This window comes from Vibrio nigripulchritudo ATCC 27043 (genome assembly GCF_000222685.1).
GTDB classification, from domain to species: Bacteria; Pseudomonadota; Gammaproteobacteria; order Enterobacterales; family Vibrionaceae; genus Vibrio; species Vibrio nigripulchritudo.
On the sequence record NZ_AFWJ01000079.1, the window covers coordinates 26,901 to 42,020 of the forward strand.

Annotated in this window: 20 protein-coding genes; 1 reads left to right on the plus strand and 19 read right to left on the minus strand. The window is 43.1% G+C overall.

From position 1 onward, the window contains the following. Nucleotides 1-347: 347 nt before the first annotated feature. From RH89_RS08420 to RH89_RS08430, 3 genes are all read right to left on the minus strand, one after another. A complete protein-coding gene (locus RH89_RS08420; RefSeq protein WP_004401074.1) occupies nt 348-833 on the minus strand; it encodes a GNAT family N-acetyltransferase in 486 nt (161 codons plus the stop codon). A gap of 68 nt (nt 834-901) precedes the next feature. Next, nucleotides 902-2,074: an HD domain-containing phosphohydrolase gene (locus tag RH89_RS08425; RefSeq protein WP_004401075.1), complete on the minus strand. Its 1,173-nt coding sequence runs from the start codon at nt 2,072-2,074 to the stop codon at nt 902-904. 96 nt (nt 2,075-2,170) lie between these two features. Next, entirely contained in the window at nt 2,171-2,461 is a 291-nt protein-coding gene (locus RH89_RS08430) for a hypothetical protein (RefSeq protein ID WP_004401076.1), read from the minus strand. A gap of 243 nt (nt 2,462-2,704) precedes the next feature. Here RH89_RS08430 and RH89_RS08435 point away from each other — a divergent pair, with 243 nt between their 5' ends. After that, nucleotides 2,705-2,893, plus strand: coding sequence for a hypothetical protein (locus RH89_RS08435; RefSeq protein WP_004401077.1), 189 nt, complete (start codon nt 2,705-2,707; stop codon nt 2,891-2,893). Nucleotides 2,894-2,895: 2 nt separating this feature from the next. On the opposite strand, the gene RH89_RS08440 is transcribed toward RH89_RS08435, so the two are convergent. The 16 genes from RH89_RS08440 to RH89_RS29870 form a co-directional block, all read right to left on the minus strand. Beyond that, entirely contained in the window at nt 2,896-3,231 is a 336-nt protein-coding gene (locus RH89_RS08440) for a hypothetical protein (protein WP_004401078.1), read from the minus strand. A gap of 74 nt (nt 3,232-3,305) precedes the next feature. Next, a complete protein-coding gene (locus tag RH89_RS08445) occupies nt 3,306-3,749 on the minus strand; it encodes a GNAT family N-acetyltransferase (protein WP_004401079.1) in 444 nt (147 codons plus the stop codon). A 71-nt stretch (nt 3,750-3,820) separates the two neighbouring features. Next, entirely contained in the window at nt 3,821-4,237 is a 417-nt protein-coding gene (locus RH89_RS08450; RefSeq protein ID WP_004401080.1) for a GNAT family N-acetyltransferase, read from the minus strand. A 138-nt stretch (nt 4,238-4,375) separates the two neighbouring features. Beyond that, nucleotides 4,376-4,801: a lipoprotein gene (locus RH89_RS08455; RefSeq protein ID WP_004401081.1), complete on the minus strand. Its 426-nt coding sequence runs from the start codon at nt 4,799-4,801 to the stop codon at nt 4,376-4,378. A 129-nt stretch (nt 4,802-4,930) separates the two neighbouring features. Further along, nucleotides 4,931-5,701 (minus strand): phosphotransferase enzyme family protein, encoded by a 771-nt coding sequence (locus RH89_RS08460; RefSeq protein WP_004401082.1) that lies wholly within the window; start codon nt 5,699-5,701, stop codon nt 4,931-4,933. Nucleotides 5,702-5,735: 34 nt separating this feature from the next. Then, nucleotides 5,736-6,542, minus strand: a complete 807-nt coding sequence (locus tag RH89_RS08465; protein ID WP_004401083.1) for a nucleotidyltransferase domain-containing protein — start codon at nt 6,540-6,542, stop codon at nt 5,736-5,738. Nucleotides 6,543-6,759: 217 nt separating this feature from the next. Beyond that, a complete protein-coding gene (gene rplT / locus RH89_RS08470; protein ID WP_004401084.1) occupies nt 6,760-7,113 on the minus strand; it encodes a 50S ribosomal protein L20 in 354 nt (117 codons plus the stop codon). 40 nt (nt 7,114-7,153) lie between these two features. Continuing rightward, nucleotides 7,154-7,348: a 50S ribosomal protein L35 gene (gene rpmI / locus RH89_RS08475; RefSeq protein ID WP_004401085.1), complete on the minus strand. Its 195-nt coding sequence runs from the start codon at nt 7,346-7,348 to the stop codon at nt 7,154-7,156. Nucleotides 7,349-7,469: 121 nt separating this feature from the next. Beyond that, entirely contained in the window at nt 7,470-8,021 is a 552-nt protein-coding gene (gene infC, locus RH89_RS08480) for a translation initiation factor IF-3 (protein ID WP_079655637.1), read from the minus strand. A gap of 3 nt (nt 8,022-8,024) precedes the next feature. Beyond that, complete coding sequence (thrS, locus tag RH89_RS08485; protein WP_004401087.1) at nt 8,025-9,953, minus strand: threonine--tRNA ligase; 1,929 nt, start codon at nt 9,951-9,953, stop codon at nt 8,025-8,027. A gap of 234 nt (nt 9,954-10,187) precedes the next feature. Then, nucleotides 10,188-11,639 (minus strand): Tad domain-containing protein, encoded by a 1,452-nt coding sequence (locus RH89_RS08490; protein ID WP_004401088.1) that lies wholly within the window; start codon nt 11,637-11,639, stop codon nt 10,188-10,190. Next, nucleotides 11,629-12,285, minus strand: a complete 657-nt coding sequence (locus RH89_RS08495) for a hypothetical protein (RefSeq protein ID WP_004401089.1) — start codon at nt 12,283-12,285, stop codon at nt 11,629-11,631. Before RH89_RS08495 ends, RH89_RS08490 begins: the two co-directional genes overlap by 11 nt. After that, nucleotides 12,285-12,746, minus strand: coding sequence for a TadE/TadG family type IV pilus assembly protein (locus RH89_RS08500; RefSeq protein ID WP_004401090.1), 462 nt, complete (start codon nt 12,744-12,746; stop codon nt 12,285-12,287). The genes RH89_RS08495 and RH89_RS08500 overlap by 1 nt, the downstream gene beginning before the upstream one ends. Next, nucleotides 12,739-13,467, minus strand: a complete 729-nt coding sequence (locus RH89_RS08505) for a tetratricopeptide repeat protein (protein WP_004401091.1) — start codon at nt 13,465-13,467, stop codon at nt 12,739-12,741. Before RH89_RS08505 ends, RH89_RS08500 begins: the two co-directional genes overlap by 8 nt. Nucleotides 13,468-13,476: 9 nt before the next feature. Continuing rightward, nucleotides 13,477-14,376: a type II secretion system F family protein gene (locus RH89_RS08510; protein WP_004401092.1), complete on the minus strand. Its 900-nt coding sequence runs from the start codon at nt 14,374-14,376 to the stop codon at nt 13,477-13,479. Nucleotides 14,377-14,380: 4 nt separating this feature from the next. Further along, the gene (locus RH89_RS29870) at nt 14,381-14,953 is read right to left on the minus strand and encodes a type II secretion system F family protein (protein WP_158091116.1); all 573 of its coding nucleotides are present in this window, start codon (nt 14,951-14,953) and stop codon (nt 14,381-14,383) included. Nucleotides 14,954-15,120 lie beyond the last annotated feature (167 nt).

The window sequence follows — 15,120 nt, forward strand, 5'->3', positions numbered from 1 at the left end:
AATGATACTGCAGTTTGGAAGTACGAAGCTGATTTTAAAAATTGAAGTTAAGTTAGTCATGTTGGGCTTCCTATAACAATACCAGTCCTATGGCATTTTCTTCCCATCTACTGATTGAAGAACCAATCAGTACCTACCCTACACAGTGTCACAATCAGCTTGAATGGTCACTGTGCGTATCCCCCAAAACGCTCTTCGAGATTAGCGCGGAGAATATACTAGATTATTATGGAGCGCAACGGTTTTTACATTTGGTTATTAACAATAATATTACTTATAAAAATCTCATTCTTATGCCGTATATTTTCAACCCTTTAGACCGCAAGAGAAATAGATAGGTTACAATTTTAAATCAGTACCTTATGCATAATATAACTACTAACAAAACCTTTCTTTTTATGGCGATATGCATCAGGTATAACCCCAATAATATTGAAGCCTAATTTTTCCCATAATTTAACCGCACTCTCGTTGGTAGAAACCACAGAATTAAATTGCATGGCTAAAAAGCCGGACTTTTTTGCATGAGCCTGAGAATGAAGGCACATTTGTGTTGCTAATCCTTTTCCTCGGGCACTGGAAGCCACCATGTACCCACAATTGCAAATATGACTGGACGGCCCAACTGCATTAGGCTTGAGATAATAACTCCCTAAAACAGTACCGTTCTCTTTAAACACAAACGTGGCGGTGGTGTTCTCCACCCACAATGAGTAAGCATCTTCAAACGTTATGTCGGGGTCAAAAGCGTAGGTTTCTTCTGCACGAACGATTTCCTGAAAAGTATTCCAGAACAGTTCGAAGTCCTGACGGGTCATCAATGAAACATCCATGGTGCTTCCTCAAACTGGGTATGAGACAAAACTATACCTAGATAGAGAAAGTTATCCATTAACGAATGTTAAGAATCTGATTTGAAATGTTGCTTGGCAACCTGATTAAAGACATTGACCCAACGCGCATCAAATTGCTTGTCTTTATAATTGTTGATCTCGACAATACATCGGACAAGTGGTCGCTTGAGCAAAGTATGGTGGGCTCTCTCATGGGTTCTGGCATCAAACGTATCAGCGATGCTTAAGATTTTTGCACCATCGCATATCTGATCCTGATTCAGGTGATTAGGGTAGCCAGAACCATCCATCTGTTCATGATGCTGGAGTATCATTACCGCCGCATCATGCCAACGAATTGACTCGTTGAGAAGCAGATACCCAGAATATGGATGGTGATGCAAAATTTCACGTTCACTGGAAGTAATCGTGCCTTTCTTGTTAAGCATTTCTAATGGCATGAAGGACATACCGACATCGTGCAGCATAACAGCAACTGCCAACTGGGAAGGGTCAACGGGGTTTCCGGCAACTCTGTTCATTTCCATGCTCAGAAACAGTTGTCTGAGAGTTCGCCCGTGCCAGTATTTACTTCTGTCTTCAAGAGGCTGAACCATACTGGAATAAAACCGAATGTCGTCGTCTATTTCGATTCCATGTTGAGTTAACATTCCAAGCAGTTCTTCTTGGTAGCTCTCTCTTATTTGCTCAGATTCATTACTTTCACTGGATGTGACCCCATCATCAGGTACTTCTGTAATCTGAGCTGAAGGGTCGAGCAGTAGTAACACATCGTTAATCAGCTTGACTTGTTTCTTGGCGGAAACATCAGCCACTAAACTGATGTCTTCACAAATCTTATCTAAAACATCCGAAGCCAGAGGACTTTCTCGTCCATCAAGCCGAGCTTCGACCATCTGCTTCGTTTTATCTAAGGAGAGCAAAATCACATCACACAAGATGCTGTCATACGACAGATGCCCTTTACGAATGTAATCGAGGAGATCTTCCAAGCTTTGCATCAATGGAGTGATTGATACCAACCCGACATACACCAGATTGCCTTTAATGGTGTGCACCACGCGAAACAAGCCATTCAATAAATCGACATCGTCTGGTCTGTGTTCCAGATCGATCAGAATAACCTCGCATTTTTCATGCGCTTCACGGAAATCTTGGAAGAAGTCACCCAATGATTCGTATTGGATCTCTTCTTCCGTTATCTCGTTAGGAATTGCCATGGTGTGTGCCTGCTCTATAAACGTCTAATAGCAGTATAGAACACTGAAACCATTAATAAGATTTATTGTGAAATATGAGCGGGATGAAATATGCCGCTAGTAGCCCCCAGTCATAAAGATCACCCATAGCCAGGTCAGACCCAGAACGGCAGACCAGATAGCCGCTCTGACTAAACCTGAGAAGAAGGTTTTCTTTCTCTTGTGAACTTTAACTTTGGGTTGGGGTTGCTTATTTGAAGCGGCATTACTACCGATTGCGTTTTTTTGAGCACGTCGCTCCGCAGCCCTGTTCGCTATTTCAGTAAAACGATGCCTTTGATCATTACTGAAATCCTGATCAGGATTGTAGTGCTTGCCAATGTCATTGTGTTTTGGGGAAACAGCCATGTTCACCTCCGAATCAACAAAGATAAACTCCTCCTTAAACTACTTTAGACGTAATTTCGCCATTTCCCCATCAGACTTCAGCAACAGTCTCATTAGTGAAACAAAGTCTTGGGATAAGCAAATATGAGAATGGACAGGTAAGCAGATAGAATTGATGTGTGCTAAGGGAATGGTGTTCTGAGATTGCTCTTATAAGGTACAAGCGTTAGTCTATGCCTATTCAAAAGGTTACAGAAAATCACAATGCAGAAAACAATTGCAGACGAGTTAGTTGATGACTTTTCAGATGGCTTAACACTGGTTCTAAAAACGGTGCTGAAAGCAAAACAGTCGGAATACATCACTTCCACCAGAAAGCTTTACACCTTCAAAGATGGCTCCAAAATTTTGCTAGACAGAGATGACCCCAAATTTCATGAGGTAGTGGTCTAGGGCTACCAGGTCTCTATCTGACCATTGGACACCACACAGCCCGATTCAATGACGTTGACTGTTATTAATAGCTCTGTCTCAGATATCCCCGCTTCTACTGACAAAGCTTGAGACAACCCAAGCGCTAAGGCATCTCGACTGGTTTGATTCCATAGCGAAGGTAACTTCAAATCAACAAGTATTTTGTACGGATTTCCTTTTTGATGCTCACACTTTATGAAATTAACCGTCATATGCTCGGCATTTTTTTGCGAGCATTGAGCCCACATTTCTACAAGCGGTGATGCTTTTAATGCTTCCAGAATCTCTTGTCGTGCGTAGCAAATAGCGATTGGCATATTGCCTCCATGATTTCCGGTGATCACTAAAAAAATAGCCCAGATTACTCTGAGCTATTTCCTATCATATTTGATTACACGGACAAGAAGTAGCTGTAGTAATGCTCGTCACGCTGATAACCCAGAGATTCATAAAGTTTCTGCGCATTCTGGTTATCGTGAGCTGTCTCTAATGCCAACCCTTTGGCTCCCGTTTCAATCGCGAAGTCTTTGGCTGCATTCATTAAAGCTTTTCCATACCCCTGACCGCGGACATCAGCCGAGACATACAGGTCATTTAAAATCCAGCTTCGCTGGGCAGACACCGAAGAAAACGTAGGGTAAAGCTGGGTAAAACCGACTGCGTTTCCTGAATCATCCTTAGCGAGAAACACAACCGATTCGGCATTGGCAATACGCTCACCGATAAACGTTCGAGCTAATGCCTCATCAGATTCGTTGCCATAAAATACACGATACTGGTCGAAAAGACTTGCAGCCATTTCGACTTCTGACGCTGTTACTTTAATTATTTCCATCTACATTTTTCCATTTATTTGTTGTTATGTGTGCAATTTAGAGTGCGTTTTTCCGAGCCAGTCGTTGACCATTACTTAAGAGTTTTTACCATGTAAAAGCGCTGTGCATTCTCGGGGAAATCTTCCAGTTGCATTTGAACCTGGTAACCTTGCTTTTCGTAAAACGGTTTTGCCTGAAAACTGAACGTGTCGAGCAAACAGGAGTGACATCCGTTCTTTTTGGCAAAGTCTTCAGCACGTTTTAACAATTGTTTTCCCAAGCCTTGCGACTTTTGGCTTTCATCTACCCAAAGGAAATTAACTTGAAGCCAGTTGCCCCATATCTCTCCAATTAAGCCGGCTATCTTTTTGCCATTATCGTCGTTCAGGTAACAGAGAAAATCCTCATGTCTTACATCTTTAAGAAATGGGGTATTGTGTTTCCGAAGACCAGCTTTAATTTCATCAATATCTGATTGCTCAGGAGATGTTTGAATTTGGATATCCAATTTGAACCTCTATTCTGACTAGTGAGCCAGTTGCTTTACAACCGATCAGTGGTAGTCACTCTCACTTAAAAAGATTTGCGTCGCAAATTCCTCAACCCAATCTGCCAATTAAAGTAATAAACAGGAACTAAGTATTTCTTACATTACGCACTCTTGCGCCGCTTTTGCCTTTTCAACACCCTGCTCTATCAAATTTAAAGCATCTTCGTTACTGATAGAATTCATTACCTTTTCAATAAGCTTATCTGCAGTAGTGTCCGAAGAAGCCTCGACCAGGCAACTGTAAGCATTAGAAATGTGCTCTGTAGCCTGGACAAGTGACTCAGGGTTACTCAAGTCCATATTCATAACTTCTTCAATAGCCGACGCAAGCTCCTGAGCAGAATCTGCAGCACTGCCTAACTGGTCCAGATTGAAATCGCTGAGATCTACCACATTCAGCTGTTCTTGGAAGTTGTCGACGGCATTGTTTGCTGCCTCTTGTGCCTGATCAATAGCTTTGGTTGCATCTTCACACCCTGCCAGGGCAGCCATAGCAAACAAAGCGATGAGTGACTTTTTCATATAACCTCTATAAAAACGGATAGTTAGACATTGATGTTAATGCATAGCTACCCGTTCAGAAACTGAAGTAACGTAACAGAGTGTTGAGTTACCTTTGTGTACAGCCATAACCTGACTGTTAAGCCGATCTTAGCCTAAGCCCATTCTGATAGCTTTCTGGTTTTTTCGAATGTACTCAATGTCTTTCATGTAAGCATGATGGTGCCCGTCTCTGATGCTAGAGACAAAACTCTCGTTATCTAGCGAGGCTTCCTTTTGCATAAAGGCAACCAGAGTTTCTAGTCTTGAAATCATAACGCTTGGTAGCTGCTCACGCCCCTCAACGCTAATGCTATATCCTTCACAGAAAAGCCGTGCTCTATCTATTTGATCTTGCAAATTTCCCAAACGATCGGATGGATGCGTTTTAAAGGGAGACCAACAATACACTGCATATGCTAAATCCCAAGTTCTGGGGGCGGGGTGAGCTGTATCAAAATCGAAAACACCAACGGTTTCGTTGCCAACAAGAGCCACGTTGTAAGGAGCGAAATCATTGTGGCATATCACCTCATAGGGCTTTCTTGGTGTTTGCATCCAACAAAGCTCCTCGACTGAATGTTCGTGAACAAAAGACTCACTTGCATCATGCATTTTTCTGAGGAGCTGAGCAGCAGAGACCAGCGCTTCTTCCGATGCGATAGCCCCTCTAAGTGGATAATTGAACGTGTCGCCTTCGACAAAAGTTAAGTGTTCATTACTTTCATCTTTGCCAACTAATTTTGGAATGCCACCCATTCCCTTCTGTGACAAGTGGGTTAGGAGCTGATGTATCGTTGACGACCACGGATTCAATGGACGAATAACAGTATCACCACATTGAAAGATCGAATTTTCCCGACCTCCATTGAGTTCCTTCATGGGTCTCCTTGCTGATTAATATAGTTAGAGGTTACTACTCTCGATAGGTTGCTGAAAATGGTTTGGCGTTATTCGACGTTTCAATTAACTTACTCCCCAAACGTTCAATAAGTCGGTTAACCTGCTTGTCTTCAGCCAGCACACCCTTAGATATATTCAGTGCCAGTTGAAGGTCTTGTTCATACTCTGGGTAGTACGGCATTGCAGCACGCATGCAGTGTTCCAGCTCTGTATGCCAACTGCCATCTTTCTCTGCAATGAGTGTGTAGGCTGTGCGTAAAATCTTCTTCGCTAGAATTTGTCTTCGCTTCACCTTAGAAACGTGAGAAAACTCAACATCCAGAGTTTCAATAAAAGCTTTTAGGTCGCTGTTCAATTCATACGCTATCTGAATGCTAGGTTTCATGCGACCAAACCTTTTTGACAAGTCTTCCCCCGTAATACAACAACAGCAATGCTTAAGCCAAAAATGCCACCGATACTTCTCCCTTTTATGTATCACTTCTTCTAGATAACCGGGGTCGATATCGAGCTTGCTAACTACGGCGTGTTTCCGAGCTATTTCGTTTGATATTTCCTTAAGGCGATTGCTTTCAAGTGCGCTTAGTGGTTCGTTAAACACTACCGAAACATCGAGATCAGATATCTCCGGTAGGGCTTTTCCCTGCGCCACACTACCGTACAGATATAGGCTGTGAACTTTATTTTTAAAGTCGGAATAGAGCATGTCAGACACGGCGTTCACCACGGGCTGGAAATCGGGATGGATTCGGTCAATCGAACAAGGATTCGTAATATATCCATCTTGGTCAAGCCCAAGAGAAACATGTACATCGGACATGGCTAAACCCCGATTAAGTGGCAGAGAAAAAGTCACTCTGACAAAGTAAACGACGGCATGCAATGAAATAGCCCTGTTCGAAACGAATTTTTAGGCGCTGTTTTGATTTCTTATGGGGTTCTAAAGGAGAAAATAAATAGGAAGGAAGATGGGAGAATTCAACAAAAAGAAAAAAGGAGAGCAAATGCTCTCCTTCTCTTAAACCTTACACTGCTTATTAAAGAGCAGCTTTCGCTTTTTCAACTAGAACTGCAAATGCAGCTTTGTCGAATACCGCGATGTCAGCAAGGATCTTACGGTCGATCTCGATAGATGCTTTCTTAAGACCGTTGATGAAACGGCTGTAAGATAGACCATTTTGACGAGATGCAGCGTTGATACGTGCAATCCACAGTTGACGGAATTGACGCTTCTTGTTGCGACGGTCACGGTAAGCGTATTGACCAGCTTTAGTAACTGCTTGGAAAGCTACGCGGTATACGCGAGAGCGAGCACCGTAGTAACCTTTAGCTTGTTTTAGAACTTTCTTATGACGTGCACGAGCTTGTACACCACGTTTTACGCGAGGCATTATGCTTCTCCTAAACTAAACGATTGATAACTAAAAAGAATTAAGCGTATGGCATCATACGAACAACTGCAGCCACTTCACACTTAGGAAGGATTGCGTTTGGACGTAGCTGACGCTTGTTCTTAGTAGTACGCTTAGTCAGGATGTGACGTTTTGTAGCGTGCTTGTACTTAATACCACCAGCAGTTTTCTTGAAACGCTTAGCAGCACCTTTGTTGGTTTTCATCTTAGGCATGATGAAGAACTCCGCATTGTTGAGTTATTTAACACTAGTAATCAGGGCGAATAAAACCCCGCCGTTTAAGCCTTTTATTCAAAGGAATTGCGGCAGGGTTGAATTACTTGTAAGCCGTTAATTACTTCTTCTTAGGGGCTAGCACCATGATCATCTGGCGACCTTCGATTCGAGTCGGGAAAGATTCCACAACAGCTAAATCTACTGTGTCTTCTTTCAAACGATTCAAAACGTCAACACCGATGTCTTGGTGAGCCATTTCACGACCACGGAAGCGAATTGTTACCTTCACTTTGTTGCCGTCTTCAAGGAAACGCGTCAGGTTGCGTAGTTTTACCTGATAGTCTCCAATGTCAGTTCCAGGACGGAATTTAACTTCCTTAATCTGAATCTGCTTTTGCTTTTTCTTCTGCTCTTTAGCAGCTTTGCTCTTCTCGAAGAGGAACTTGCCATAGTCCATCACACGACAAACTGGTGGCTCGGCGTTAGGGCTGATCTCTACGAGATCCATACCAGCTTCTGCAGCTGCATCTAGTGCTTCGTTGATTGATACAACACCAACTGACTCACCGTCAGCGCCTGTTAAACGAACTTCACGAACGCCACGAATTTCACCGTTCAAACGGTGCTGGTTTTGTTTGGCCGGCTGTTGGCCACGTCTTCCGCCTTTAATAGCTTATTCCTCCAGATTGAGCTTACGGCTCGACACTTCGGCTTGGATGTATGAAATAAAGTCATCCACTTTAAATTTGCCTAGGTCTTTACCTTTACGAGTACGTACTGCGATTTCTCCGGCTTCCATCTCTTGGTCGCCACAAACCAGCATGTACGGAACACGCTTCAATGTATGTTCGCGGATTTTAAAGCCAATCTTCTCATTTCTCAAGTCTGCTTTGGCTCTAATTCCACTTTTTTGCAGTTTTTGTGCTACTTCCTGAACATATTCAGACTGTTTGTCCGTAATATTCATAATAACTGCTTGTTCTGGTGCCAACCAAGTTGGGAAGAAACCCGCATATTCTTCGATAAGAATACCGATAAAGCGCTCCAGAGAGCCCAAAATCGCACGGTGAATCATCACAGGCACCAAACGTTCGTTGTTTTCACCAACGTAAGTTGCACCTAAACGGCTTGGTAGGTTGAAGTCTAGCTGAACCGTACCACACTGCCATGCACGATCCAGACAATCGTATAGGGTGAATTCAATCTTAGGACCATAAAATGCACCCTCGCCTTCTTGAATCTCGTATGGAATATCCATATTTTCAAGAGACTGTTTCAGCGCTTCTTCTGATTCATCCCAAATTTCATCACTACCCACACGCTTTTCAGGACGAGTAGACAATTTCACGACGATGTTATCAAAACCAAAGGTTTGATATGTGTCGTACACCATCTTAATACAGCTAGTAACTTCTTCCTGGATTTGGCTTTCTGTACAGAAGATATGAGCATCATCCTGGGTAAAGCCACGTACACGCATGATACCGTGTAGCGCACCAGATGGTTCGTTACGATGACAAGAACCAAATTCTGCCATACGTAGCGGAAGATCACGGTAAGACTTCAGACCTTGGTTAAAGATCTGAACGTGACCCGGACAGTTCATTGGCTTAATTGCGTATTCACGGTTCTCTGAGGAGGTTGTGAACATTGCGTCTGCGTATTTGTCCCAGTGACCAGAGCGTTCCCAAAGTACGCGATCCATCATCAATGGACCTTTTACTTCTTGGTAACCGTATTCCGTCAATTTCTGACGAATGAACACTTCAAGATCACGGAAGATAGACCAGCCATTGTGATGCCAGAACACCATACCCGGCGCTTCTTGTTGCATGTGGAACAGGTCTAGATGTTTACCGATTTTACGGTGGTCACGCTTTGCAGCTTCTTCAAGACGAGTCAGGTGTGCCTTCAGTGCTTTCTTATCGTGGAAAGCCGTACCGTAGATACGTTGCAACATTTTGTTGTCGCTATTACCACGCCAGTATGCGCCAGCTACGTTTAGCAGTGTAAAGTGCTGACAAAAGCCCATGTGTGGCACGTGAGGACCGCGACACATGTCAATGTATTCTTCGTGGTGGTATAGCCCCGGACGATCATCACGAGAAACATTTTCGTCCAGAATTTCAATTTTGTATGGTTCGCCACGTGATTCAAACGTGTCGCGTGCTTCCTGCCAGCTTACTTTTTTCTTAACCACTTGGTACTTGGTTTTCGCCAGCTCTTTCATACGCTTTTCAATCTTTTCCAGATCTTCTTGCGTGAGTGACTCGTCCAAGTCGATGTCGTAGTAGAAACCGTTGTCGATGGTTGGACCGATCGCCATTTTCGCTTGTGGGTAAAGCTGTTTCAATGCGTGACCTAATAGGTGAGCACAAGAGTGGCGAACGATTTCAAGACCGTCTACTTCATCTTTTGCGGTGATGATTTCAAGGCTTGCATCTTGTTCAATTGGGTCACAGGCATCAACACGGTTACCGTCTACGCGACCAGCAATGGTGGCTTTCGCAAGACCCGGACCGATGGATTGTGCAACTTCAAGGGTAGAAACTGGGTTGTCAAATTGACGCTGACTGCCGTCAGGAAGAGTAATAATAGGCATGTTTTGTCCTTTACAGTGGTGTTGCACACCAAGCAACACATGTTTAGTTCGTTCAAACGCTTCATGCATTCAAAGCGTAAGAGAAAATAATTGTCTTAAAGACATGAATTCGTCAGTCAGGCTCAAAACAAATACGGATGCTCTTTGCCTGACGAACGCGCAATTCTAACGAATTATTAAGCAAGAAGAAAATGAAATCTCAGTTAATTCAGCTTGTAAGGAAAATACCCGATTCTACAAGTGCTTAATCTTATATTGGCGGATAGCTAACCTCGCAAAATACAACTCCAGCTTAGCCAAGTTATTACCTTTAACATATTGAAAACGACCCCCTGTCATTTTAGTGCACCGTTTATATACGTTTTTTTCTTGCTCAGTGATCCCTCGGTCAAACAAAACCGCATGCATTTTAATGCCTTTGTCAGCAAAATTTTTGCATACATTTGTTAAGAAAATATCGAACTCCTGATCCTGAAGCCCTTCGTTGTTCTCCCCATCGGTGAACAAAATAATTTGCTGTATCGGATCCGTGAGCACTTCTCTTTCATACCCTGGTTTTTCCCATATCCCTTCCCATTCAGGTGAAAGCAATCGCCAAGCCCATGCGATACCCGCATCTCCACCAGTGTTGTGGGTTGCGTAATACATACTAATTCGGTCTTCCAATCGAGCGCTGTCACTTGTTAAAGGCGTCAGAGGCATAGATGCACAGTCACCAGCAGTACCAATTGCCTTACCCTTGTATTCCTGTTTGAACGGTAAAAGTGGTTTTGGAACCAATCCAAGGTTGGCGTCATTGATTTCTTTGGGATCAACATATTCGACACCATTGCTCGACGTATGCACTCGTAAATCAAACGCATTAGCAGCACTTGAGGGCACTCGGAGCAATGTTTCAGGGCGATGAATATTATATCTCTGCCTGTTTACACAAGCCCCCTTGCGCTTACCTTCAACCCCTGCTTTATGAAGAAAATCATGGTCATAGCCAAACTCCTGCGCCACTTCCCGTAGTTCTTCCGGGATTTTTCGAGATGTCGCGGTAATCAGCATATCTTGATAGTCTCTTCCCAGATTCACATAGCCTGAATAAGGCACAAACCCCAAATTATAATCATGGGAGAATTCTTGTTCAGCCATAACAGTCCGAACAAAGTCTTCCAGAATTGATTTCATTCTGATTGAAGCTTTCTCTCCTCCTCTCCCTTCACCTGACATGGATCTGGATGCATCCAAGGTAATCACAGTTTCATGGGGACTAAACCGACGTTCAATTCGACTCTCTACCGTCGCTTTCAATTCTGGTAGAAAACTAAGAAACGGCTGCGTCGTTTGAGATAATTTAATCCAAAGGTGGGAATCGAAACTGATTTCAGAAAATTGTAAATTTACCTGACTGACTCGTTTGAGAGATTCATTACGGATTCCGTAAGGTAGATTGTAAGCAACAAAGGTTTTTGTTAAATACTGTGCTTCATTTTGTTTTAAAGCGGGTCCTTCCCGTGCGATAAGGGTGAGCGCCCCATCACTAGCATGCTGCATTCGCGTTTTGAGCGTTGTATAACGAATGGTACTAATAGCGACAAAAAACATAATCAATATAAGAGTCAGGCTACCAAGCATAACAATTGTGACATTTCCTGACTCGTGTTTAGGAGCAAGCCTTTCACTGATTTTAATTTTCAATGGTGTCTCCTTGATACCAGTAACGCCTGATACTGAATGAGTCAGAAAAGTGCTGAACACCAAGAAGTTTTGACGTAAACCAATTTGACGACAAGTCTACGTAACATGCTGATACGTAGACATATTGGTTGTGAGCTCTATTTTTTACTTCTGCTGGAGAGTTAGCGTAGTTTCGTGTCAGGTAGTTGTGGATACGGATGCCTCCAGGTACAGTTTGAATCAGTTTGCAATTCCCCCTTCCAAGAACAGGTGAACGTGCATATTCTTCGCTTTGAGAAATATTGGGGCGACTGATGTATTCGATTCTCATCGCGAAATTACTGTCATCGGCTAAGCCCATCACTTCTCGTGCAGCTTTTTTGAGTCCTCTTAACGCTAGGCTATCCGGACATAAGTCGTAACGCTTGTTTGCATCATTGACGTTACACAACAACGACTCAAACGTTCGATTCTGATCATTTTTTGGGACCAAATCCGCTGCGAGATTGCCAACTACCACGACTGCTGTATTTATGCGGTCCTGCATATACACGTACCTAGCAATGTCAGAAGACATCCAGATGATGAAGAACAAAACTACCACGTACAACAAAACTTCTATTGACGCAAAACCAGACTGTTTTTTGACGTTTAGTGCTTGATTCATCACCAGTTCCCTCCATCAAATTGAGGTTCATTTCGAACAATCAGTACGCTGACATGCTCCCAGTCTGGAAGTATTTTTCCAGAGATTACAGGAAGGTAATGGTTGAAATCATATATCAACTTATAATGAACAATATCCTGAGGCTTTCCCAAACCACTAGAACAGATATCTGACAAATAATTTTCGATACCGATACAAGATCTTACGGATATCTCAACTTTGTCGAAATCATAGAAATAATTTCCTTTAAAGTGCTTGGGAATAAGACTCGACAAAGCATTGTTATTCGTAGTTTTTGCCTCATTCACCAAAGATCGTAAACTGGCATCTAAGGCGGTTTTTGTCAGATAGAATCGACTTATCTCCAAAGCTATGAAAACAACAAAAAGGAAAACAATGAATACCAATGGAAATTCTACAGCATATACGCCCTGACATTTCTTGCGTAAGCAACTAGTCATTCAGTTTTTCCTGCTTGAGTTGCTCTAGCGTTTCAATAAAATGTGCCACTTCCATTGGAGAAGCATACTCCTCCAAAGTACTCACCGCATTTTTGTCTGGACTGTTTAATAACGAAACCACAGCCGCCAGAATCTCTTGTTGCCTGTCGCGGATTCCATGTCCATGTAGAACTTTGAGTTCTTCTTCCGCCAGACGGAAGTTTCCTGACAGAATGTATGAGTAAACAAGGTTTTTTCGTACGTCTGTTTTAAGCGGATGTAGTTCCAGCAAAGAAACATAAATCTTCTGCGCGTCAGAATGTCTTTGAAGATAATCGAGGGAAACCGCTTTTACGTTTAACTCTTCTGAGTTGGATGCCGAGTTCTCTAACAAAGCAAAGCTTTTTCCTGGCTGAGACAGCTTCAGATAAGTTTTTGCCAACCACAATCGTGCTTCTGGATAGAGCTCATCTTCGTGCTCAACGCTTATCAGGTGGGCCTGAGCGAGAGACCACTCACCAGCACGATAGTAAAGTCGCCCCAGAGATAAGCTAACCTCATCGCTTTTTTTCATGTCATTCAGCCGGTTATAAATTACCAGAGCAGCATCATATTGCTGATTTTGTTCTGCTAACTGGGCGATATTGAGCTGGTTTTCATAATCAGCCGCCGATTTATTTTCTTCTGGAACGGTTGAACACCCAGCGAGAGCAAACAGAAAAATTCCAAATATAAGACGCATAGCCAATCCTTAAGAAAGTGTAGAAATAAGTTTCAGCATTGCTGGTGCTGCAATTAAAACTAAGGTAGGGAAAAGAACGAGGATGATTAGCGGGAGTCCCATTTTCGCCGGAATTTTCGCCGCTTTCTCTTCCATACCAAGTAACCTCTTGTCCCGAGTATCAGATGCGATAATCCTCAGTGTTTTCGCTATGGAAGAACCATAATTCATCGCTTGCAAAAGCGTGGTGGCCAGCATTTTAAGCTCTTCAACCTGAGAGCGTTCTGCCAAGTTTTTAAAAGCCTGACCACGGTTAGGAAGTACCCTGAGTTCATCAACCACCAGTCGGAATTCATGTGCGATTTCAGGACAGATTGGCGAGATCTTCTGACTGACCTTGATCAATGCCTGATCAATGCTGGTACCAGCTTCCGCGCAAATCACCAGCATATCCATGGCGTCGGGGCAGAAACGACTGATTTTCTCCTGACGAGACGTTGCCTGACTTTGGACCACCCTTTCGCCGATCACACCCGCACCAAAACCCAGAAATACCAGTACCAGAATCGATTTGGCGTTTGACTCTATAACACCCAAATGGAAAAAGCTGGCTCCGATAAGCAATACAATCGCCATTGAACCAAACTTGATTAAAAGAAACCAAGCCAGAGCTCTAGAATGAAAGTAACCCGCAGACAACAATAGATTTCTTAGCTGCGATTTGTCTTTTTCAGAAACTAAATGCTTTTCCATCCAGTTTGCCAGACGCTGACTACCAAGACGAAGTTTCTGGATCAATACAGACTCTTGTTTCGGCAGGTGCAGGGTAGCATGGACACGAGTATTTAACTGGCGTCGTTTTTTTTCTGCTTTGAACACACTATATAAAAACAAACCAATAAATATGGTAAGAATAATCATTTCAATCATGGTGTTATATCCGAGCCAAACGCTTAATCCAGAGCAAGCCTGCAATGATGCTCACCACCGCATAAATCAGTATTTTTTGACCCGAGGGATCTTTAAACAGGAATTCAACCTGATCAGGTTGTTTTGCGAATTGCAGCGACAGGAGTACAACCGGAATACCCGTTACGATTCGTGCCGATATTCTTGGCTCTGCTGTTAATGCCAACATTTTCCTGTCGGCTTTGGTTTTTTCTCGAAGCCCCTGACTTAGGTTATTTAACGCTTCTACAAGAGGACCGCCAGTTTCTGAGTTCAGGCAAAGAATGGCGGTAAAATAACCAAAGGAATCAGAATCAACGCGTTTAGAAGAATCCTCAAAAGCTTGTTGAAACGGAACACCAAGTATTAAAGCATCATAGATACGACGAAATTCTTGACCTAAAAGACCTTCAAATGCATGCCCGACACTCAACACAGCCCGATTAATAGGAACACCTGCAGACACGGCCCGAGCGAATACTTCAATGGCATCTGGTAGCCTGTCTTCCAACTCCAATATTTGCTTTCTAGCTTCTTGTCTGGAAAGGACAGTACTCACGATATATATCCCAAGAACTGACGCTATGAAAGTGAGCGGTGCATATCCATATAGCTTGTGCGCAAAAAATCCCACTAATCCACTAGGAATCAGAACTCGGGCTGTCAGTCTTGCTTGAAAATCCTGATAGACTCTACCGAGCAAAGTGACTTTGTTCCCTTCGCTTG